The 21198-nt window shown below is 64.2% G+C and carries 17 protein-coding genes and 1 pseudogene; 8 read left to right on the top strand and 10 right to left on the bottom strand.

The window, feature by feature from the left end; translation table 11 throughout:
• Positions 1-5: 5 nt before the first annotated feature.
• Positions 6-893, bottom strand: coding sequence for a glutamate ABC transporter substrate-binding protein (locus tag BN9444_RS09990; RefSeq protein ID WP_066486575.1), 888 nt, complete (start codon positions 891-893; stop codon positions 6-8).
• Between the two features lie 28 nt (positions 894-921).
• Positions 922-1650: a glutamate ABC transporter ATP-binding protein GluA gene (gluA, locus tag BN9444_RS09985; RefSeq protein ID WP_049145056.1), complete on the bottom strand. Its 729-nt coding sequence runs from the start codon at positions 1648-1650 to the stop codon at positions 922-924.
• A 266-nt stretch (positions 1651-1916) separates the two neighbouring features.
• Here gluA and miaB point away from each other — a divergent pair, with 266 nt between their 5' ends.
• Together miaB and BN9444_RS09975 are read left to right on the top strand one after the other, a co-directional pair.
• Entirely contained in the window at positions 1917-3536 is a 1620-nt protein-coding gene (gene miaB / locus BN9444_RS09980; RefSeq protein WP_267886670.1) for a tRNA (N6-isopentenyl adenosine(37)-C2)-methylthiotransferase MiaB, read from the top strand.
• 21 nt (positions 3537-3557) lie between these two features.
• Positions 3558-4151: a DUF2304 domain-containing protein gene (locus BN9444_RS09975; RefSeq protein ID WP_066486572.1), complete on the top strand. Its 594-nt coding sequence runs from the start codon at positions 3558-3560 to the stop codon at positions 4149-4151.
• Positions 4152-4938: 787 nt separating this feature from the next.
• Here BN9444_RS09975 and BN9444_RS09965 read toward each other — a convergent pair.
• Positions 4939-6270: a DUF349 domain-containing protein gene (locus BN9444_RS09965; RefSeq protein WP_068801841.1), complete on the bottom strand. Its 1332-nt coding sequence runs from the start codon at positions 6268-6270 to the stop codon at positions 4939-4941.
• Positions 6271-6406: 136 nt separating this feature from the next.
• Here BN9444_RS09965 and miaA point away from each other — a divergent pair, with 136 nt between their 5' ends.
• Positions 6407-7318, top strand: a complete 912-nt coding sequence (gene miaA, locus BN9444_RS09960) for a tRNA (adenosine(37)-N6)-dimethylallyltransferase MiaA (RefSeq protein WP_141629118.1) — start codon at positions 6407-6409, stop codon at positions 7316-7318.
• Between the two features lie 9 nt (positions 7319-7327).
• Positions 7328-8025, top strand: a pseudogene (gene dapF, locus BN9444_RS09955) (diaminopimelate epimerase).
• Positions 8026-8183: 158 nt separating this feature from the next.
• Here dapF and BN9444_RS09950 read toward each other — a convergent pair.
• Together BN9444_RS09950 and BN9444_RS09945 are read right to left on the bottom strand one after the other, a co-directional pair.
• On the bottom strand, positions 8184-8765 hold the full coding sequence (locus BN9444_RS09950) for a hypothetical protein (RefSeq protein ID WP_068801840.1): 582 nt from the start codon (positions 8763-8765) through the stop codon (positions 8184-8186).
• A 154-nt stretch (positions 8766-8919) separates the two neighbouring features.
• Positions 8920-9699, bottom strand: a complete 780-nt coding sequence (locus BN9444_RS09945; RefSeq protein WP_066486554.1) for a hypothetical protein — start codon at positions 9697-9699, stop codon at positions 8920-8922.
• A 157-nt stretch (positions 9700-9856) separates the two neighbouring features.
• Between BN9444_RS09945 and hflX the strand changes: the two genes are divergently transcribed.
• The 3 genes from hflX (at position 9857) to BN9444_RS09930 (ending at position 13174) form a co-directional block, all read left to right on the top strand.
• Complete coding sequence (hflX, locus tag BN9444_RS09940; protein WP_068801839.1) at positions 9857-11374, top strand: GTPase HflX; 1518 nt, start codon at positions 9857-9859, stop codon at positions 11372-11374.
• A gap of 61 nt (positions 11375-11435) precedes the next feature.
• Complete coding sequence (locus tag BN9444_RS09935) at positions 11436-12719, top strand: uracil-xanthine permease family protein (RefSeq protein ID WP_068801838.1); 1284 nt, start codon at positions 11436-11438, stop codon at positions 12717-12719.
• Positions 12719-13174, top strand: coding sequence for a GyrI-like domain-containing protein (locus tag BN9444_RS09930; RefSeq protein ID WP_066486540.1), 456 nt, complete (start codon positions 12719-12721; stop codon positions 13172-13174). Before BN9444_RS09935 ends, BN9444_RS09930 begins: the two co-directional genes overlap by 1 nt.
• 313 nt (positions 13175-13487) lie before the next feature.
• Here the strand turns inward: BN9444_RS09930 and BN9444_RS09925 are convergent, their stop codons facing one another.
• From BN9444_RS09925 to BN9444_RS09915, 3 genes are all read right to left on the bottom strand, one after another.
• On the bottom strand, positions 13488-13754 hold the full coding sequence (locus tag BN9444_RS09925; protein ID WP_066486533.1) for an HPr family phosphocarrier protein: 267 nt from the start codon (positions 13752-13754) through the stop codon (positions 13488-13490).
• 90 nt (positions 13755-13844) lie between these two features.
• A complete protein-coding gene (locus BN9444_RS09920; protein ID WP_068801837.1) occupies positions 13845-15902 on the bottom strand; it encodes a PTS fructose transporter subunit IIABC in 2058 nt (685 codons plus the stop codon).
• Positions 15903-15935: 33 nt separating this feature from the next.
• A complete protein-coding gene (locus BN9444_RS09915) occupies positions 15936-16898 on the bottom strand; it encodes a 1-phosphofructokinase family hexose kinase (RefSeq protein ID WP_066510088.1) in 963 nt (320 codons plus the stop codon).
• Positions 16899-17132: 234 nt separating this feature from the next.
• Here BN9444_RS09915 and ptsP point away from each other — a divergent pair, with 234 nt between their 5' ends.
• Positions 17133-18818 (top strand): phosphoenolpyruvate--protein phosphotransferase, encoded by a 1686-nt coding sequence (gene ptsP / locus BN9444_RS09910; RefSeq protein ID WP_068801836.1) that lies wholly within the window; start codon positions 17133-17135, stop codon positions 18816-18818.
• 180 nt (positions 18819-18998) lie between these two features.
• Here the strand turns inward: ptsP and BN9444_RS09905 are convergent, their stop codons facing one another.
• Together BN9444_RS09905 and lexA are read right to left on the bottom strand one after the other, a co-directional pair.
• Positions 18999-19784: a DeoR/GlpR family DNA-binding transcription regulator gene (locus tag BN9444_RS09905; RefSeq protein WP_066486512.1), complete on the bottom strand. Its 786-nt coding sequence runs from the start codon at positions 19782-19784 to the stop codon at positions 18999-19001.
• Positions 19785-20159: 375 nt separating this feature from the next.
• Positions 20160-20861 carry a transcriptional repressor LexA gene (gene lexA / locus BN9444_RS09900; protein ID WP_066486503.1) on the bottom strand — a complete coding sequence of 234 codons (702 nt, stop codon included), beginning with the start codon at positions 20859-20861 and terminating at the stop codon, positions 20160-20162.
• Positions 20862-21198: the final 337 nt, after the last annotated feature.

Genomic DNA, 21198 nt, shown 5'->3' with positions numbered 1-21198 from the left:
GGGCGTTATTCCACGAAGGACAGGTCGCCCGGGGTACCCGGCTCGATGGCGTCGCCCTCGCCAAGGTTGGCGGAGACGAGCTTGTCGAACTCGCCGGAGGAGTGCATTTCCTCAAGCGCCGCATTGATGGCGTCCGTGGCCTCCTGGTCGTCCTTGGCGAGGCCGATGCCGTAGTACTCGTCGGTGAACGGCTTGCCGTCCTTCTCGAGCTCGACAACCTTGAACTTGCCCTCGTTCTGGGCGGCGTAGCCGTTGAGGATGGTCGCGTCCGTGGTCATTGCGTCGATGGTGCCCTGGGAGAGTGCCTCAACACAGGAGGAGTAGGTGTCGAACTCTTGGAGCTGCACGGACGGCAGAGCCTCCTTGACCTTCTGAGCCGGGGTGGAGCCGGTGACGGAGCAGAGGATCTTGCCGTCGAGGCCATCGAGGCCCTTGATCTCCGCGTTGTCCTCGGAGACGAGGAGCGCCTGGTGGGTGACGAGGTACGGGCCACCGAAGTTGACCTTCTCTGCGCGGGAGGCGTTGATGGAGTAGGTCGCGGCGATCATGTCGACCTGGCCGTTCTCGATGAGGGTCTCGCGCTGCGCGGAAGGGGTTTCCTTCCACTCGATTTTTGGCTCAGCCCAGCCCTTGTCCTTCGCGATCTGGTTGACGACGTAGGTCGCGACGTCGACGTCCAGGCCGGACATGGACCCGTCGCCCTCGCGCAGGCCGAGACCCGGCTGGTCGAACTTGGTGCCGAGGGTGACGTTGCCAGACTCGATGTGGGCGAGTAGGCCCTCGCCTTCGCCGGAGGCGGAGTCGGAGGAGCCGCCGCAGGCAGCGAGCAGGGCGCCAGAGGCAAGGACGGCGGAGGTGGCGGCGATAACGCGGGTGATGTGGGAACGAGACATGGTGTTTCTCCTTGAGATGAGGATGGGATTAGTGGTGGAGGATCTTGCCCAGGAAGTCCCGGGCGCGACCCGATTGCGGGTTGGTGAAGAAAGAGTCGGGGTCGGTATCTTCGACGATCTCGCCGTCGGCCATGAACAAGATGCGGTCCGCGGCCTTGCGGGCGAATCCCATCTCGTGCGTGACGACGACCATGGTCATGCCCTCCTTGGCGAGGTCCGTCATGACGTCCAAAACCTCGTTGACCATCTCCGGGTCCAGCGCGGAGGTTGGTTCGTCGAAGAGCATGACCTTCGGCTTCATCGCGAGCGCGCGGGCGATGGCGACGCGCTGTTGCTGTCCACCGGAGAGCTGCGCCGGGTATTTGTCTGCCTGGTTGGCAATCCCCACGCGGTCGAGGAGCTGGAGCGCCAGGTCGTTCGCGGCGGACTTGGACATCTTGCGCACCTTGATGGGGCCCAGCGTCACGTTGTCCTTGATGGTCAAGTGCGGGAAGAGGTTGAACTGCTGGAAGACCATGCCCACGTCGGCGCGCAACGTGGCCAGGGCCTTGCCTTCCTCCGGCAGTGGGGTGCCGTCGATGGCGATGGAGCCGGACTCGATGGTCTCGAGGCGGTTGATGGTGCGGCACAGCGTGGACTTACCGGATCCCGAGGGGCCGAGCACGACAACAACTTCGCCGCGCTGGATCTCGAGATTAATGTCGCGCAATGCGTGATAATCGTCGAAGTACTTTTGTACGTCGCTGATGCGAATCATTGGGGAGTTGCTCACATCACTACTTCCTTCCGTATGTTGAACGGGTCATGTTGGGATAATAAGGTGCGCGGTGCCACAAGGGTGAGCAATAGGGTCACATTTTGATAACGCTTCACCCGCCTGCAAAAAGGAGTATATCTGTCAATATATAGAAACGCCTGGTGGATGGCAGGAAACATTCATGCGGCGAAGTTGGTGAACCGGGAAAGAGCACGGTTATGAGTTACCCCCGAGCGTCGTTAGAATGAACCGACGTGAGCGCCCCCATGAACACTAGAAACCCCAAAAACGCCGTCACCGGAGTCGATCCGGAGGCCGCCCTCGGCCAGATCGCGCAGAGCGCTGGCACCAACCCGGATGGTTCCGCGCGTACCTATGAAGTGCGTACTTTCGGCTGCCAGATGAACGTTCACGACTCTGAGCGCATCTCGGGTCTGCTAGAAGAGGCTGGCTATGTCGCCGCCGCGGAGGAGCAGGAGCCTGACCTCGTCGTGTTCAATACGTGCGCCGTGCGTGAGAACGCCGATAAGCGCCTCTACGGCACGCTGGGCAACCTGAAGAAGACGAAGGACAATCACCCCGGCATGCAGATTGCCGTGGGCGGTTGCCTCGCGCAGAAGGATAAGGACACCGTGCTGGGCAACGCGCCATGGGTTGATGCCGTCTTCGGCACCCACAACATGGCGGCGCTGCCCACGCTGCTCGAGCGTGCCCGTCACAATGACGAAGCGCAGATTGAGATTGTTGACTCCCTCGAGGAGTTCCCCTCCGTCCTGCCTGCCAAGCGCGAGTCCGCGTACGCCGGCTGGGTGTCCGTGTCCGTGGGCTGCAATAACACGTGCACGTTCTGCATCGTGCCGTCGCTGCGTGGCAAAGAAGAGGACCGTCGCCCGGGCGACATCCTGGCCGAAGTCCAGGCGCTCGTTGACCAGGGCGTGTCCGAAGTTACGCTGCTCGGCCAGAACGTCAACGCCTACGGCGTGAACTTCGCGGACCCCAACCTGCCGCGCGATAAATTCGCGTTCTCCAAGCTGCTGCGCGAAGTCGCGAAGATTGAAGGCTTGGAGCGCCTGCGCTTCACCTCGCCGCACCCGGCCGAGTTCACCTCGGACGTTATCGACGTCATGGCCGAGAACCCCGTCATCTGTCCGCAGCTGCACATGCCGCTACAGTCCGGCTCGGACCGCGTCCTCAAGGAGATGCGTCGCAGCTACCGATCCAAGAAGTTCCTGGGCATCCTCGACGAGGTGCGCGAGAAGATTCCGCATGCGGCGATTGCCACGGATATCATCGTGGGCTTCCCGGGCGAGACCGAGGAAGACTTCCAAGCCACCATGGACGTCGTCGAGCGCGCCCGCTTCGCCTCCGCGTTCACGTTCCAGTACTCGCCGCGCCCCGGCACCCCGGCTGGCGCCCGCGAGGATCAGATCCCTAAGGAGGTCGTCCAGGACCGCTTCGAGCGCCTCGTCGCGCTCCAGGACCGCATCGCCGCGGAGGAGAACGCCAAGCTCGTGGGCACCGACGTCGAGCTGCTCGTCCAGGCTACCGGCGGCCGGAAAAACGAGGAGACCCACCGTCTTACCGGCCGCGCCCGCGACGGCCGCCTCGTGCACTTCACGCCTTCCGATGCCGCCGGCAATGAGATTGCCGGAGATATACGACCCGGCGACGTCGTTCACACGACGGTCACGGACGCAGGATCCTTCTTCCTCATTGCTGACGCCGGCGTCACTGAGCACCGTCGCACCAAGGCGGGCGACATGTCGGCCGCGGGCGAGACCCCGACCACCGCGCCGATTGGCGTGGGTCTAGGCCTGCCGTCCATCGGCAAGCCGGCATCCGCGCCGGTCGCTGGCGAGCCTGGCGAAAAATCGTGTGGTTGCTAAGCCAGAGTAAGGTTGAGCTCCATGAGTGATACGAAAGAATTGCAGGACGCGCTCGCCGCGGAGAAGCGCGCGGCGAAAACACTGGAGCTCGGCGGCGCGACTATCCCGCTGGGCGTTGCGGTGCTGCTCTACGTTGTGAGCCTGCTCTTCGACAACACGAATGGCTTCAGCGGCGCGGAAACGCTCCTGGGGCTGGGCGACGTCTCCATCATGGAGCAGGTCTTCGCCCTCGCCTCGGCCATCGGAATGATTCTCACGCTTATTACGCTCGTGGCACGCCGTACGATGCTTGCCCAAATTGCGTGGATGCTCGTGGGCCTCGGCCTTTTCGTCGCGCTGTGGGCTTTCTGGGCCGCGAATTCGACGGGCCCGGGTTTCTACCTGTTGCTCCTCGGCGATATCATTGCGGTCGTCGCCTTCGCGCGGATTATCATGCACAAGTCCCCGGAGCAGCGCGCTGCCGAGGAGCGCGTGCGCGAGCTCGCCGCCCGCCCGAACGCCGTCGTCGCCGTTCAGACGCACACGCCGAAGGATGCCGCAGACGATAATCCGGTCCTCATCGACGACCGCCGTGCGCAGGCCGCCGAGCGTCACCGCCGCCAGCGCGAAAACTAGCGAGAACTAGAGCTTGAGCTCCCAGGCCTCGGCCGCAGAGATCCTCTGCGCGCCGAGGCTTTGTGCTAGCTGGGCGGAGGGGGCATCGGCAGGCGCGAAGNAGGACGTCTGGCAGCTCCGCGTCCGGGATGTCGTAGTCCTCCCACACGCGCACGGCGAGCCCGTGGGGAAGCAGCGGCACCGCTGGGTCTGCGGGGACAGAGCAGACGATTTGTTCCTCACGGTGCTTGCACTCGAAGCCCAGCTCCCGGAATGCGGGGAGGAACGGGTCTTCGGGCTCGACTGTGAGTCCCACCTGCGCGACATCGCGACCGAGCTTTCCCATGAGCGTGAGGGACTGCGCGGCGAGCCAGCGTGCGACTTCTTCGCCCTCGAGATCGAGCGGCTCGCCCGGCAGAGGCAATAGATCGACGTCGAGGACGAGCTCGATGTCGGCGTGGCCCTTTTCCTCAAGCAGGGGGAGCGTGAGCAAGATAAAGCCACGGTAATCAAAGAGCGGGGAGTCGGCGCCGGGGTCGACGGCGGCGGGCGTGGTGGGCAGGCCGAGTTCGCCCACCTCGCCGACGGCGGGGCCCTCGACAGCGGCAAAGAGGAGAGTCGTGGACTCGGTCGAGCCTTTGAGACGATTGAGGACGCGCTCCGGCGCGACGGACGCGGCGGGGTCGCCCGTCGCCTCCTGCGCCGCGAGGTTCGAGGCGAAGACGAAGCTGCGCACGACGTCTGAGGGATCGAAGGCGCCCGCCGCCACGAGCGTGGCAGCGGGCGGGGAGACCTGAATGAGGCGCATTTACTGGTCGTTCGCGGCGGCAGCGGCCGTGTCAGCCCACTCCTGCCACTGCGCGGCCTGGGCGCGCAGCTCCTCGGCCTTCTTCGTCTTGCCCTTGGCCTCAGCGGCCTCGGCTTGCGCAGTGAAGTTGTCGACCTTGGCCTGGAACTGGGCGACACGGGCCTGGACCTCGGGGTCTGTGCGGCGCCACTCGGCGGACTCGGCGTCAGCGACGCGCTTTTCGAGCGCCTCGATCTTGTCCTCGTACTCGCGGATGCGAGCCCGCGGGACGAAGCCGATGTCCTCCCACTTCTCCTGGAGCTCGCGCAGCTTGTTCTTCGCCGTCTCGATGGACTTCTCCGGGTCGATCTGGGAGTCGTACTCGGCAAGCAGCGCGTCCTTGGCCTCGGCGTTCGCCGCGAATTCCTTGTCGCGCTCGTCGTTGAGGGCGTCGCGGGCGTCGAAGAACTTGTCCTGCGCGGCACGGAACGCGGCCCACAGCTTGTCATCGATGTCGCGCGGGGCGCGGCCGGCAGCCTTCCACTCGCTCATGAGGTCGCGGAACTTGCGGGCGGTCTCGCCCCATTCCGTGGAATCCATGAGCGCCTCGGCGCGGGCGACGAGCTCTTCCTTCTTCGCCTTCGCGGCGGCGCGGCTACGGTCGAGCTCCGCGAAGTGGGAACCGCGGCGGCGGTTGAAGGAGTCGCGGGCGCGGGAGTAGCGCTTCCACAGCTGGTCGTCCGTCTTGCGGTCGATGCCGCGGATCTGCTTCCACTCCTCGAGGATGGCGCGGATGCGATCGCCCGCCGCTTTCCACTCGGTGGAGTTCGCAGCGAGGTCCTCGGCTTCTGCGGCAAGCTTCTCTTTGGCAGCGATGGCCTCCTCGCGGCGGCGGGCCTTGTCGGCCTGCGCCTGCTGGCCGGCCTTGTCCGAGTGCTCGAGGACTGCGGTCAGGCGCTTGTCCAGCGCCTCGATATCGCCAATGACGGCGGCGGTGGGCAGCGACTCGCGCAGCTCGGACGCCGTCTTCTTGATGGACTCGGCCTCGCCCGGGTTCGCCTTGAGACGGGCCTCGAGCAGCTCGACCTCGGTGGCAAGATCGTCGAAGCGCTTACCGTAGTGGGCCAAGCCCTCAGCCGGGGTTCCGGCCTGCCACTGGCCAATCTCTCGCTCGCCATCAGCGGTCTTCAGATACACGGTGCCATCGTCGTCCACGCGGCCGAATTTGGACGGGTCAGAGGCGACCGGCGTGGCCACCGGCACAGGCTGTGCGGCAGGGCGGTGCGCACCGGGTTTGGCTCCCGGGCGCGGGCCGGGCTTGGGCATATTGCCTGGGGTAGGGATGGGAGTCATGTGCGCACACCGTGCTTTCTTCTGCTTGCGTGCCCCGCGCGGGGGCTGCCAATAAAACGTCTTTTCTCACTTTAATAGTTTCTGGCCCACTTTGTCTTAGGTTGTAGGGGCGAATTTCCCTAAGATGGGTCGAGTCATGCCTGAAAATAATCTGCGCCCCATTGCCGTCGTCGGTCCCACCGCCTCCGGCAAGTCTGCCCTCGGCCTCGTCCTTGCCCACGAGCTCGACGGCGAGGTCGTCAACGTCGACTCCATGCAGCTCTACCGCGGGATGGATATCGGCACTGCGAAGCTCACGCTTGAGGAACGCGAGGGAATCCCGCACCACCAGCTCGACGTCTGGGACGTCACCGAGCCCGCCTCCGTGGCGCGCTACCAGCGCGACGCCGTCGCCGACGTTGAGGACATCCTAGCCCGCGGCAAGACGCCCATCCTCGTGGGCGGTTCCATGCTCTACGTGCAGGCGCTGGTGGATGACTGGCAATTCCCACCCACGGACCCTTCTGTCCGGGCGAAGTATGAGGCGCGCCGTCTGGACATTGGCATCGATGCGCTGCACCGCGAACTTGCAGAAATCGACCCCGCCGCCGCCTCGATTATCGAGGACAAGGACCCGCGCCGCACCGTCCGGGCGTTGGAGGTCATCGAACTCACCGGCAAGCCGTTTAAGGCGTCGCAGCCGCCCAAGGACGCGCCGCCGCGCTGGGGCACGCGCATGCTCGGCCTGCGCACCACTCCCGAGTGGCTCAACCCGCGCATCGATCTGCGCACGCGCCAGATGTTCGAGCGCGGCCTCGTCGCGGAAGTGGAGGCGCTTCAAAAACAGGGCCTCGTCTCTGATTCAACGGCCGGCCGTGCCATCGGCTACGCCCAGGTCTTCCAGGCCCAGCGTGGTGAACTCACCTGGGACGAGGCCGTCGAGCGCACGATCACCGGCACCCGCCGCTACGTGCGCCGCCAGCGCTCGTGGTTTAACCGCGACCCGCGCATTACGTGGCTCGACGCGGCAGGGGACACCGCGGCCCAAGCGCGCGCCGCGCTGGCGTAGTATCGCCGTATGACCACGACTCATTTCACCAAGGGCCACGGCACCGAAAACGACTTCGTCATCATTGAAGATCTAGATGCGGCAACTCCCATCGCACCCGAGCGCGTTGCGCTGCTCTGCAATCGCCGCGCCGGCATTGGCGGCGACGGCCTTCTGCGTGTCGCCCGCGCGGGCGCGCTCCTCGACGCCGGCGAGGTCGAGTCGATCGACTGCGACCGCGAGGACTGGTTCATGGACTACCGCAACGCGGACGGCTCCGTGGCCGAGATGTGCGGCAACGGCAGCCGCGTCTTCGCGCATTACCTGCGCGCCCGCGGCCTCGTCGACGCAGATGAGTTCACCATCGGCACCCGCGCGGGCGCTAAGCAGGTGAAGGTCCATTCCTTCGATGACTTCGACGCGGAGGTTTCCATCGAGATGGGCGACGCTGTTGTCACCGGCGTGTCCACCGCGTCGATGGCGGGCACGAGCTTCGCCGGCCTGGGCGTCGACATGGGTAACCCGCACCTCGCTGCCGTCATCCCGTCGCTCACGTCCGAGGAACTCGCCGCCATGGACTTCGAGCAGCCCGTCTTCGACCACGAGTTCTTCCCCGCAGGCGTCAACGTCGNGTCCCAGGCGGGCAGGTCGTGGTGGACATCTTCGACGGCGGCTCGCGTCTTACTGGCCCGTCGCGCCTCGTTGCGGAAGGCACGACGGTTCTCTAAAACCGCCAGACATTCGCCTTTCAGACGAAGGCAATGTTGTAGCAGCAATAACCCCAGGTCGCGGCGAGAGTGCCGATTTTATTGACCTGGGGTTATTGCCTTTGAGATAGTGCCTTCGCCATGAAGTGGGCATGAGGGCGGAGTGACCGCGGGGGAGGCTAGGCGGAGTCGCGCCAGTCCTCATCCTCGTCAGAAGGGGCACTGGAAGGCTGCTGTTTGTAGTCCGGGCCCAAGCGGAACGCAGCCTGGCGGGCGGCGAGCCAGGATTCCTGGAGGCTCGCGGCGCGCTGGTCAGTGACGCTCAAGATCTGCTCGAGCTGATTCGTGTCGAGCATGGGGGAGGCCAGACGAGCCGGGAGGCGCTTGAGGAAGCGCGATGCAGAAGCGTACTGGTAGTGGAAGGCCTCGATGTCCGGATCGTTGGTATCGAGATCGAGCAGAGCCGGGCGGTGAAGCGTGCGGTCCGCGATGATGTCCGTGTCCTGGGAAACCTCGAAGTCCTCGAACTGCGCCATGACGTCCCGGATATCCTCGCTGGAGAGCTGGATGGACGTGCGCAGCGCGTCGTGCTCCGTGGACTCGGGACGGGCGCTCATCATGAGCAAGGCAGCGCCAACGAGCAGGAAGGAAATCATGAGCCCCGGCACCTTGAGCAGGGCGATGAGGACGATGCACGCGCCGAGCGTGAGCGCCATGGCCAGCGTGGAGCGACGTGAATAGGAATTCGAAAATAAGACCATGTCACTGCCCTCCGCGCGTAAATAAATAAATTCTTCAGGGAATTTTACCGCACCGCGGCGGCGATGCCCAATGAAAAGTGCCGCGTCAACTTTGTGTGGGTGCGGGATCAGGAAAGCGCGGCACGGAGCATCCCGCGCCGCGCTAGGGGTCGTCCTAGTGGCCGCCGCAACCGCAGCCGCCACCGCCGCAACCGCAGCCGCCGGTGGGCAGGTTGACGGAGGCGACGATCATCGCGCGGCCAGCGAGGACGGTGTCCTTGGCCGGGAGCTCGCCGTCACCGAAGGTAGCCGGCAGGCAGAGATCGAAGGGGAAGAGACCGTCCATGACGAGGTGCATGAATTTCTCGCCCGTGAGCTGGTTGTGGCGCCACTCGGACTCCATGACACGCGCTGCAAAGGTCGCGGCAGCGGTAGGTGTTGCGGCGGAACCGGCATTGACGATCTCGGCGCCCTCGGACTCGAAGGCCGACGGGAAGATGCCGGTGGCGGCCTCGTAGGCCTCGGCGGAGTCAAAGGACTCGACGGCGACGCCCATGGCGGTGAGGCTCACCTGCTGCCATTCCTGCGTATCTTCCTCGGCGAGTAGCGGGCCCTGTGCCAAGTTCGCGGTGACCTGAGCCAGCGAGTTGCCGAACGGGTCGATGACGTCCATGTAGGACAGAACGTCGTTGACCATGTCGACGTGGGCGAAGGTCTGCGTGGTCGCCTCAAAGCCGATGAAGGTCGCGAAAGGCTCAACGGCCAGGATGTTGAGCTGTGCGCCCGACGGATCAGCGAACTGAATAAGCTGGCCGCCGCGGACCTCGCCGGTGACGGTGAGCTGGTTCGTGGCGATGGCGGCTTCAACCGCGTCCTGCCAACGGGAGTAGTTGAGGCCGATGGCCTGCATCTCCGGATTAGCGGTGGATTCAACAGGTGTGGTCATGGGGATCATCCTAGCGTGGGGGCCAATATTTCCAGTAACGTTCAACCGTTGCGCGGGCGTGTTCATTCCCACAGGGTTCTCCGTATTTAATCAATGAGGGGGTGCTGTGCGCTGTGGGCGAATTATTCACCGTTTTCCCGCGCGACGTGGAAAGATGGGAAAGCATATGACAGAGAAAGAAAAGCAATCCCACGAGGATCTCCTCGCCGCGGCCTTTCGCGACCATGCGGCGCCGGTGCACGGTGTGCGCCCAGTCGACCGCGGAGACCACGGTGACCCAACCACCGGCGAGCTCGACCTCGCCGAGCGTAACTCCTTCCGCCGCGTCACGAAGGCAACGACCATTCGTGCCGAAGACACCACTGACGGCTACGAGGTTGAGTACCGTAAGCTGCGCCTTGAGCAGGTCGTGCTCGTCGGCGTGTGGACCGAAGGCACCGTCGCCGAGGTTGAGGCCACCATGTCCGAGCTTGCCGCGCTCACAGAGACCGCCGGCGCTGAAGTTGTCGAGGCCCTCTACCAAAAGCGCGATAAGCCAGACCCGGGCACGTACGTTGGCTCGGGCAAAGTCAAGGAGCTCAAAGACATCGTCATGGCCACCGGTGCCGATACCGTGGTCTGCGATGGTGAGCTCACCCCCGGTCAGCTCTCCGCGCTGGAGCGCGAGCTCGACACCAAGGTCATCGACCGCACCATGCTCATCCTCGATATCTTTGCGCAGCACGCGAAGTCCAAAGAGGGAAAGGCGCAGGTCTCCCTAGCCCAGCTCGAATACCTCTACACCCACACCCGTGGTTGGGGTGGCAACCTCTCGCGTCAGGCGGGTGGCCGCGCCGGCTCCAACGGCGGCGTGGGCCTGCGTGGTCCCGGTGAGACGAAGATCGAGACGGACCGTCGCCGCATTCGCACCCAGATGGCGCTGCTACGTCGCGAGCTCAAGGCTATGAAGACCGCGCGCGAGGTCAAGCGTGCCCGCCGCGGCGCGTCGGCCATTCCGCAAATCGCCATCGCTGGCTACACGAACGCCGGCAAGTCGAGCCTGATCAACGCCATGACCGGCGCGGGCGTTCTCGTCGAGAACGCCCTCTTCGCCACCCTGGATCCCACCACGCGCCGTGCAGAGCTTGCCGATGGCCGCCAAGTCGTCTTTACAGACACCGTCGGGTTCGTTCGTCACCTGCCCACGCAGCTCGTGGAGGCTTTCAAGTCCACGCTCGAGGAGGTCCTCGCCGCAGACATCATGCTCCACGTCGTCGACGGCTCGGACCCGTTCCCGCTCAAGCAGATCGAGGCCGTGAACAAGGTCATCTACGACATCGTGCGCGAGACCGGCGAGGACGCCCCGCCAGAGATCATCGTCATCAACAAGATCGACGAGGCCGACCCGCTCGTGCTCGCAGAGCTGCGCCACGTCCTTGACCGCGACAACGTCGTGTACGTCTCGGCGAAGACGGGGGAGGGCATCGACGAGCTCACCGCCCGCGTCGAGCTCTTCCTCAACGCCCGCGACGCTCACGTACAGCTGCTCGTGCCGTTTACCCGCGGCGACGTCGTGGCCCGTGCCCACGCCGTGGGCACCGTGCGCTCCGAGTCCTACACCGAGGACGGCACGCTGCTCGACGTGCGCCTGCCCGTCGCCGTCGCGGACGAGCTCAAGGAGTTCCACGTCTCCGACGCCGCGTAGACGGAGCCGCTGAGGCGTTCACGTTTCCGTATTCGTCGCAGGTCGACCATAATGAGGGTTCGTGACTTACTCTCTAGGTTGGACCGTCCACGGTGACGGTCAGAAAATTGCTCCGGGCGCGGTTGTCGCGCCGGAAGAACGCTTGAGATGGGGCCGGACGATCGGCATTGGCATGCAGCACGTCGTCGCCATGTTCGGCGCGACGCTACTCGTGCCGACGCTCACCGGCTTCCCTGTGAACACCACGCTGTTGTTCTCAGGTATCTCGACCATCCTCTTCCTTCTCATCACGCGCAACCGCCTGCCCTCGTACCTGGGCTCGTCCTTTGCGTTCATCGCACCGCTGTCGGCCTCGCAGTCTGAGGGCATCAGCGTCCAGGCGGGCTCCGTCCTCGTCACAGGCCTTGTCCTCGTGCTTGTCGGCTTTATCGTGAAGGCTGCTGGCCGTCGCGTCCTCGACGCCGTCATGCCGCCGGCCGTGACTGGCGCCATCGTCGCGCTCATCGGCCTGAACCTGGCACCGAGCGCCACCGCCAACTTCCAGACGCAGCCGCTCGTTGCTTTCGTCACCCTCGTCGCCATCATCGTCGCGACCGTGGGTGGCCGCGGAATGGTTGCCCGCCTGGGCATCCTCATTGGCGTCGTCATCGGATGGGTCTTTGCCGCCGTGACGGGCAACCTCGCGCCGGACACCGCGCAGACCATCGCCGATGCTGACTGGATCGGTGTGCCGCAGTTCCACACGCCCTCCTTCCACCTCTCGGCCATCCTCGTGGCGCTGCCGGTCCTCGTCGTCCTCATCGCGGAGAACGTCGGCCACGTCAAGGCTGTGTCCGAGATGACCAAGCGCGACCTCGACGATCTCGCTGGCGACGCCCTCATTGCGGACGGCCTCGGCACCGCCATCGCGGGCGGCTTCGGCGGTTCCGGCACCACGACCTACGCGGAGAACATCGGCGTTATGGCCGCGACCCGCGTGTACTCGACGGCCGCGTACTGGGTTGCGGCACTCTTCGCCATCGCGCTCGCCTTCATCCCGAAGTTCGGCGCACTCATCTTCACCATCCCTACCGGCGTTCTCGGTGGCGCCACGCTCGTGCTCTACGGTCTCATCGGCATGCTCGGCATCCGCATCTGGATGGACAATAAGGTGAATTTCAACAACCCGGTCAACCTCACCTGCGCGGCCGTGGCACTGGTCGCCGGCATCGGCAACCTCACGCTCAATGTCGGCTCCGTCTCACTCGAGGGCATCGCTTGGGGCTCCGTGGGCGTTATCGTCGTCTACCCGTTGGCCAGGTGGCTCTATGAGCGCATGGGTGAGGGGCATGGAGCGAAATACTAATGGAGCCGCGTCCCCTCCCGCGCCACACGGTGCTTGCCCTGCGCCGCGAGGTCACTGACCTCCGGACCTTCTTCGACGCCGCCTATCCGGTTCTCGCGCGCGTCCTCGAGGCCGCTGGCGTCGTTCCCGCCGCCTGCCGGGCCTACTATTTCTCGGCACCCGACGAAAGCTTCGACGTCGCCGCTGCCTTTGTGCTTTCCGATGCCCATCGTGCCGCCGTCGCCACCGTCCTCGACGCCGCGGAGTACCCAGCGCAGCTCCTTGATTTCCCCGAGGGTTCCGCCGTGGTCGCGCGCTTTGAACAGGACTACGCCATGCTCCCCGAAGCATGGAACCAGTTTGAGACCGCCCTGCGCGAGTCCGGTCACGACCCTAGCGAGGTCGCCTTCGAGGATTACGTCCTCATGCCCGGACAGGACGGCGGCCCCGTGACGGACCTGTACTGGTACGTCTAACCCCGCCGCTGTTCTGCCTGCCCGCTGCCTCACCGCAGCGGGCTTTCACATGTCCCTGGCCGCCCACCGCACAGTCTTTGCGCGGATTTCACGACAACGAAGCCCTTGAGGTCCGCGTTCCGGGGCGCCTTCGTTGTCCTGAAAACCGAACCCGCGGACTTCGCGGAAGGGGAGACGGGATTTCACGACAACGAAGCGCCCGAATGTCCTCGGTTTTGAGGCCTTGGTCGTCGTGAAATCCGGGTACGCCAGGGGACAAGCCTTTTGAAAACGCGAAAAGCGGGCCCGAGGGCCCGCTTGTCAGGATGAAGACTTAGGCGTCCAGGTCCTTCTCGATGAGAGCGGCGATCTTCTCGACAGCGTCCTCGTTGTCAGAGGTAACGGTGACCTCGTCGCCCTGCTCGGCACCGAGGGCCATGATCATCAGGGACGAGGCAGCGTCGGTCTCGTCATCATCGTCGCCACCCACGAGGGTGAGGAAGATGTCCTCGTCGTACTCGCCAGCAGCATCAGCGATGATGGAAGCCGGACGGGCGTGCAGGCCGACGGAGGAACCAACCTTAACGGTCTTAGAAGCCATGGTATGTAAGTCCTTTCATACGGGGTAAATCGTTGTAAACCAGTGTACTCGTCCCCGGCCGGATGCGCCGGGGACCATACGTGAGAAGAGTTACGCGGCGGTTGCTTCAGCCTTGGCGGCCTCGGCCTCGACCGTCTTGTTGGGCCAGAACTGCTTCATGGCGATGACCGCGAGGGTGGAGACGGCGATGCCGGCGAGCAGCGCGATGATCCAGCCCCAAATCGGGTCGATGGCGAAGAAGACGAAGATGCCGCCGTGCGGAGCACGGGAACCGACGTGGAAGGCCATGGACAGGGCACCGGTGACGGCGCCACCGGCCATCATGGACGGGATGACGCGCAGCGGGTCAGCCGCGGCGAACGGGATGGCACCCTCGGAGACGAAGGACAGGCCCAGCAGCCAGGAAGACTTGCCGTTTTCTTGCTCGGCAGGGGTGAATAGGTTCTTGCGCAAGAACGTGGCGATGGACAGGGCAATCGGCGGGACCATACCGGCGGCCATGACGGCAGCCATAATCTGCATGGAGGCTTCGTCGCCCGTGGACAGGCCAGCGGTCGCGAAGAGGTAGGCCGCCTTGTTGACCGGGCCACCGAGGTCAAAGCACATCATGAGGCCGAGGATGATGCCGAGCAGCACGGCAGAGGAGCCGGACATGGACGACAACCAGTTCTGCAGGCCGTTCATGATCGCCTCGAGCGGTGCGCCGAGGACGAGGTACATGAGCAGGCCGGTAACGAGGGAAGCAAGCAGCGGGATGATGACGACCGGCATGAGGGAGCCCAGCCAGCGCGGGACCTTCCAGTTGCCGATCCACATGGCGACGAGACCAGCGATAAGACCGGTGACCAGACCGCCGATGAAGCCGGCGCCCAGGGTCACGGCGATGGCGCCGCCGACGAAGCCCGGTGCGATGCCCGGACGGCCAGCGAGCGCGAACGCGATATAACCGGACAGGGCCGCAACGATGAAGCCCATCGCCGCTTGGCCGGTCGCGAAGAGCACCGCGCCGATGTAGAGCAGGAAGCCGGAGCGCTCGAAGGTCATCATCGTGCCATCGACGTCGACCTCGTGGCCCGGCAGGTTGTTAAGCGAGTACTGCGTAGAGATGGCGCCCCAACCGTTGGCCATGTCATAGCCGCCGAAGAGGAAGCCGAGGGCGAGCAACAGACCGCCGGCGGCAACGAACGGCACCATGTAGGACACGCCCGTCATAATCGCCTGCTGGATGCGCTTGCCCCAGCCCAGGCCTGCGCCTTCTTCCTGTGCAGAGCTTGCCGATGCCGCCCCAGCGGTGCCGGCTACCTTGCGGGCGTTGGGATTCTTTGAGGCAGCGATGGCCTCGTCGATCATCTTGCCCGGCTCGTTGATGCCGCGCTTGACGCCAGACTCGATGACGGGCTTGCCCGCGAAGCGCTCGCGGTCGCGGACTCCCACATCGGTGGCGAAGATGACGGCGTCAGCCGCGTCGATGGTCGCCTGGGACAGGGCCGTGTTGTTGGAGGAACCCTGGGTCTCGACCTGCAGGTCGACGTCGGAACGCTCGGCGGCGGTCTGCGTGAGGGCATCGGCAGCCATATAGGTGTGGGCGATGCCAGTGGGGCAGGCCGTGACGGCGACGATACGCGTGACGTTGGCAGCCGGTGCGGCGGCTGCGGTAGTGGGGGCATCGGCAGGCTGGGCCTTAGGCTTCTTCTCGGCGTTGACGACGTCGAGGACGAGCGTGACGATTTCTTCCTTCGTACTTGCGGATCGAAGAGCCGCAAGGAAGTCCTTCTTCACGAGCGCGCGTGCGAGCTTGGAGAGGATCTTGAGGTGCGCCTTGCCGCCGCCGGCGGGGGCTGCGATGAGGAAGACGAGGTGAGCGTCGCCGTCCGGGCCCGAAAAATCCACGCCCTGAGACAGGCGCGCGAATGCGAGGGTCGGCTCAGTGACAACCTCGGAACGGCAGTGGGGGATAGCCACGCCGCCGGGCACGCCGGTACCGGCCTGTGCCTCGCGGTTGATGGCGGGCTGCGCGAGTCCCTCGATGTCAGTCGCGCGGCCAGTGCCGTGGACTAGCGTGGCGAGGTTCGTAATGACCGATTCGACACTGTCACCAAAGTCGGCGTCAAGCGCGACCAGGTCGGTCGTAATCAGATCGGATGCCATGTCAGGCTCCTTACTTCATTTATCTGGGGTGGATTACAGGGCAGAGACTGTGGTCTCTTCAATATTCAATTGTTCCGGGCGCGGAATCGTTGTGCCGGGCAGTCCGGCTGCCGCGGTGCCATAGGCAACCGACTGGGCGAGTGAGTCCGCGAAGTTCTTGCCCTGGCTGCGTGCCAGGATGTAGCCAGCGAGAGAGGAGTCGCCTGCGCCGACGGTCGACTTGACCTCGACGGGCGGCGGGGTCGCAATCCAGGCGCCCTCCGGGGTAACGAGGACGGCGCCTGCGCCGCCCAAGGTGACGAGCACCTGGGGGATGCCTCGCGCGTTGACCTCGCGCGCCGCCTCGACGACGCCGCTGAAGTCCCCGTCTTCCGCCTGGCGCTCGAGTGCCAGACCGTCGCGACCGGTGAGCTGTCCCAGCTCCAAGCCATTGGGCTTGATGAGGTCCGGCGCGGAGTCGTCCAGGCGGGCGCCGAGGGCCTCCATGGGGCCATCCGAGGTGTCGACGGCGATCTGCGAGTTGGGGTTGGCCGCGCGCACGGCGCGCACCAGGGTGGCGTACCAGTCCTTGTCCACGCCGCGTGGCAGAGAACCGGCGAGGACGACCCAGTCGGCCGTGGCCGCTGCGGCGCTCAAGCGGGCGACGAGCTCGGCCTGCGTGTCTTCAGACAGCGTCGGGCCCAAGCCGTTGATCTTCGTGGTGCGGCCGTCCGGCTCCGTGATGGTGGAGTTCGTACGCACGAGATCCGTCATAGGGATATTCTCGAACGGGACTTCGGAATCCTCGACGAGACTGAGGAAGCCGTCGCGGTTCGCAGCCGGGAACAGCGCGAGCGTCGGTGCGCCTGCGAGATGCACGGCGTGGGAGACGTTAAGTCCCTTGCCACCGGCGGCGTGGCTATAAGCCACGGTGCGCTGGACGGCGCCGGGCTCCAGCGGTCCACCCAGCTCCTGGGTGGCGTCGACGCTGGGGTTCGGTGTCAGTGTGACGATCATCTAATAAACATCCCTCTCCGGATATTTCCGTATGCTGGTGTTTGTTGGTGTTTCTCCCGGATGGTGGACACTCTGGGAAAACGCTTGTGAATTACATTTGTGGTCACTGTTGATTTTTGTCCGAATCTGTCCGTTTGTCAATGGTTTCCTGTGTTTTCTATTGATTTTGCGTCCGATTTGTGATGATCTGAACAAAAGACACCATTCGATATGAATGCAAGGGAGTTTCCACGCATGGAAAACGCATCTCAGTCCACTATCAAGGGCACCGGCGTCGTTTCGGGCGTCGCTTTTGCTGAGGCCGTCTGGGTAAGACCCCGCCCCGATCTGCCGACCTCGGGCACGCCGATCGCCGAAGATGAGGCAGCGGCAGAATTCGATCGCTTTAACGAGGCCGTGCTCACCGTTTCCGGTCGTCTGGAGACCCGCGCCGCGGGCGCGGAAGGCAACGCGGCTGAGGTGCTCAACGCGACCGCCGGCATGGTCAAGGACCGCGGCTGGCACAAGGCCGTGCGTAAGAACATCAACGCCGGCAATAACGCGGAATACGCCGTCGTCGGCGCGACCGACAAATTCATCGCCATGTTCGAGGCTGCGGGCGGCGTCATGGCTGAGCGCACGACCGACCTAAAGGACGTGCGTGACCGCGTTATTGCACAGCTGCGCGGCGAGCCGGAGCCCGGCCTGCCCGCCGTTGAGGGCGAAGCCGTTCTCTTCGCCGATGACCTCGCGCCGGCGGATACCGCGACCCTCGACGGCACCCACATCAAGGCGCTCGTCACCGAGCTCGGCGGCCCGACCTCGCACACCGCGATCATCGCGCGTCAGCTCGACATCCCGTGCATCGTCGCCGTAGGCGCCAAGCTGCGCGACATCGAGCCGGGCACCAAGGTCTTCGTCGACGGTTCGTTGGGTACCGTGACCCTCGGTGCTGACCCGGCTACCTCTGAGGCCGCCGTCGCGGAGTACCGCGAGCGCGCCGCCAAGGTGGCGCAGTGGACCGGTCCGGCCCAGACCAAGGACGGCCACCGCTTCCAGCTGCTCGCCAATGTGGCAGACGGCAATGCCGCTCGCGTCGCCGCTGACACGCAGGCAGAGGGCATTGGCCTCTACCGCACGGAGATGTCCTTCCTGTCCGCGACGGAAGAGCCAACTGTTGATGAGCAGGCACGCATCTATGGCAAGGTCTTCGCTGCCTTCCCGCAGTCCAAGGTCGTTGTCCGTACGCTCGACGCAGGCTCGGATAAGCCGATTTCCTACGCCACCATGGAGACCGAGGAAAACCCGGCTCTCGGTGTGCGCGGTCTGCGTATTGCCCGTGACAACGAGTCGCTTCTTACGCGCCAGCTCGACGCCATTGCGAAGGCCGCCGCTGAGCGTGACGAGAACGCTCCCACCTGGGTCATGGCTCCGATGGTTGCTACATCCTCTGAAGCCAAGTGGTTCGCAGATCTGTGCCGTGAGCGCAACCTCACCGCGGGTGCGATGATTGAGGTCCCCGCCGCTGCGCTCATGGCCGACACCATCATGCCGTACCTCGACTTCGTGTCCATCGGTACCAATGACCTCACGCAGTACACCATGGCTGCGGACCGTCTGTCCCCGCAGCTGGCCTACCTCACCGACCCGTGGCAACCGGCCGTGCTGCGTCTTATCCAACACACCTGTGTCGTCGGCCGCGACAACAACGTGGCCGTGGGCGTCTGTGGCGAGGCCGCCGCTGATCCGATGCTCGCCGGCGTGCTCGTCGGATTGGGCGTGAACTCCCTGTCCTGCGCCGCCACCGCCGTCGCCGGCGTGGGCGCTCAGCTCTCGGAGCTCACCCTGGAGCAGTGCCAGAAGATCGCCGACATCGCCGTCAACTCCGTTGGCGCTTCTGAGGCCCGCGAGGCTGTCCGCGAGTACATCGCGAACATCTAAGCGACTTCTGCAGCCGCTGCCGCCCGTGCCCCGTGCATGGGCGGCTTTGTCGTCTTGGCCAACTCGTGTGTCTCGCCACGTGTCGGTCGACCGGAACATGGTTGGAGATACCGAAACGCCCCATTGGCTCATTGTGTGAACCGATGGGGCGTTGTGCAGTGGAGCGTTGGAAAGTCTGGTTTACTTGTCCTCTACGACAATGACCTCAACCTCACGGTCGCGCAGTTGGTCGATGAAGGACTGCGGTGCGCCGGAATCCGTGATGACCACATCAAGGTCAGCGATTGACGCGAAGCTCACGAGGTAGTCATTGCCCAGTTTCGTGGAGTCGCAGAGCACGACAACCTTCTGTGCGTGGGTAACGAAAGCGGACTTCATTGCAGCCTCTTGGGAGTCTGCCGTGGACAGTCCGTGGTCGAGGGTAAGCGCGTTCGTACCGATGAAGGCGACGTCAGCGCGCATGAGTGCCATGGTGCGCAGCGCCGTATCGCCGACCACCGCCTGCGTGATGGCGCGGACCGTGCCGCCCAGCAGCTGGACCTCGGAGAGACCATTGCTGGCCAGAGAGAGCGCAATGGGAAGGCTATTGGAAACGATGGACCAGCTGTGCGCGTTAGGCTGAACCGAGATGAGGTCAGCGAGAGCGTTGATAGTGGTACCAGCGTCGAGAAAGATGGAGCCGCCCGGCTGTGGGAGGTAGTCCACCGCGGCGCGTGCGATGGCCGACTTGGCGGTTGACGCGGAGCGTGAGCGTGCGTCGAGGGTAAACTCCGCGGTCTGGAAAGACTGGGAAGCAACAGCGCCGCCGTGGACGCGGTGGACGACGCCATCGCGGTCGAGCACCGCTAAGTCGCGTCGAATGGTCTCCGCGGTGACATCGAATCTCTCGGAAAGTTCGGTGACGTTGACGCGCCCTTCGACGGCGGTCAACGAAGCAATCTGGCGGCGGCGCTCCTCAGCGTACATGGCGGCATCACTTCTTTTACTCGGGGACAATTCCGGTCAACGCGTGGTGCGGCGAACAGGACCAGTGCTGCGCAGGCCTCGGTAAGGGAGCCGGGAGCTGGTGCGTCGCGGCGCACTGCATTGCTGCGGTCGCGTTGCCGTATGAAGATATAAGACCATTGTCCCAAAACACGCGTAAAACAAAGGCGTTCGGATCTAATCTCACATTGAGGTGTGCGCCACATCGCCCCTAAAAATTGTTCTACATGGGATTTCGGCTGTGTGCGGACTTCAATCTGTGATGAGTGTCCATGCAGGTATCGCCCCAATTAAGGGGTAAAAAAATACCAGAAAAGGGTGGGTAATCCCACCCTTGACTCGTAAAAGGTTATCCGATTAAATCTTGCGGAAAACGGACACGACCTTGCCCATAATGGTGGCATGAGTGCCGTCGATGGGGTCGAAGTCATCATTGTGCGGCAATAGCCACACGCCGGTGGAGTCACGGTGAAATTCCTTGACCGTTGCTTCATCGCCACCCAACAATGCTGCGACAAAGTCGCCTTCCTCGGCGGTGGACTGCGAGTGAACGATGACCCAGTCGCCGTCGAGGATGCCCGCATCCTTCATGGACTCGCCGACGACCTGGAGCATGTACAGATCCCCGGAGCCGACAATCTCGTCCGGCATGGGGAAGTAAGTGTCCACGTTTTCCTCTGCTGTGATGGGGGCGCCTGCGGCAATGCGGCCGACGACCGGCACGTAGCTCACTCCCGAGGCCTCCGGCGGAACCGGCTGTGCGTCCGCAGACTTCGGTGCAGGGCCCGGCTTCTTCTTCTGATCGTGGAGGTGGCGAACGTCCACCGCGCGCGGCTTGTTAGGGTCACGGCGCAAGAACCCCTTTTCCTCCAGCTGCTTGAGCTGGTAGGCCACGGACGAGGTGGACTGCAGTCCGGTAGCGTCACCAATCTCGCGAATGCTTGGCGGATAACCGCGCAGCAGGACTGCGTCGCTGATGACTTCGAGAATGCGACGCTGGCGCTCGCTCAGCGCGGAAACGTCAGGCTTGCCGGTATTTTTTGCTGACTTGCGGGGCATGGGGTCAAGGCTCCTTTGGGTGGGGCGAAAAGTCGTGTGGTCGGTGGACGGGACGAACGTGCGGATACGGACTGGGCGTATTTGCACGAACCGGGAGATGGCTGGGCGAGGAATATGATCCGCGTGATGCTACCTCCGAGTCGTGCCAGAGACGTGCGACTGCCATGAAATGGCTTCCCCTCTATTTGTAGCACGCTAAGCACGGATGTTCGAGAAATTTGTACGATTTGTGGACAAATTTTCGAAACCTTGCTATAAATCGAACATAGCAACTAATTCGAACATAACAGCGACCAACTTTCGAACATGTTCTTACCGCTTCGTATGATGGCCGCAC

The organism is Corynebacterium phoceense, assembly GCF_900092335.1.
Classification (GTDB): Bacteria; Actinomycetota; Actinomycetes; order Mycobacteriales; family Mycobacteriaceae; genus Corynebacterium; species Corynebacterium phoceense.
The sequence above is the reverse complement of the archived record's forward strand: the minus strand, read 5'-3'. Positions and strand labels throughout refer to the sequence as shown.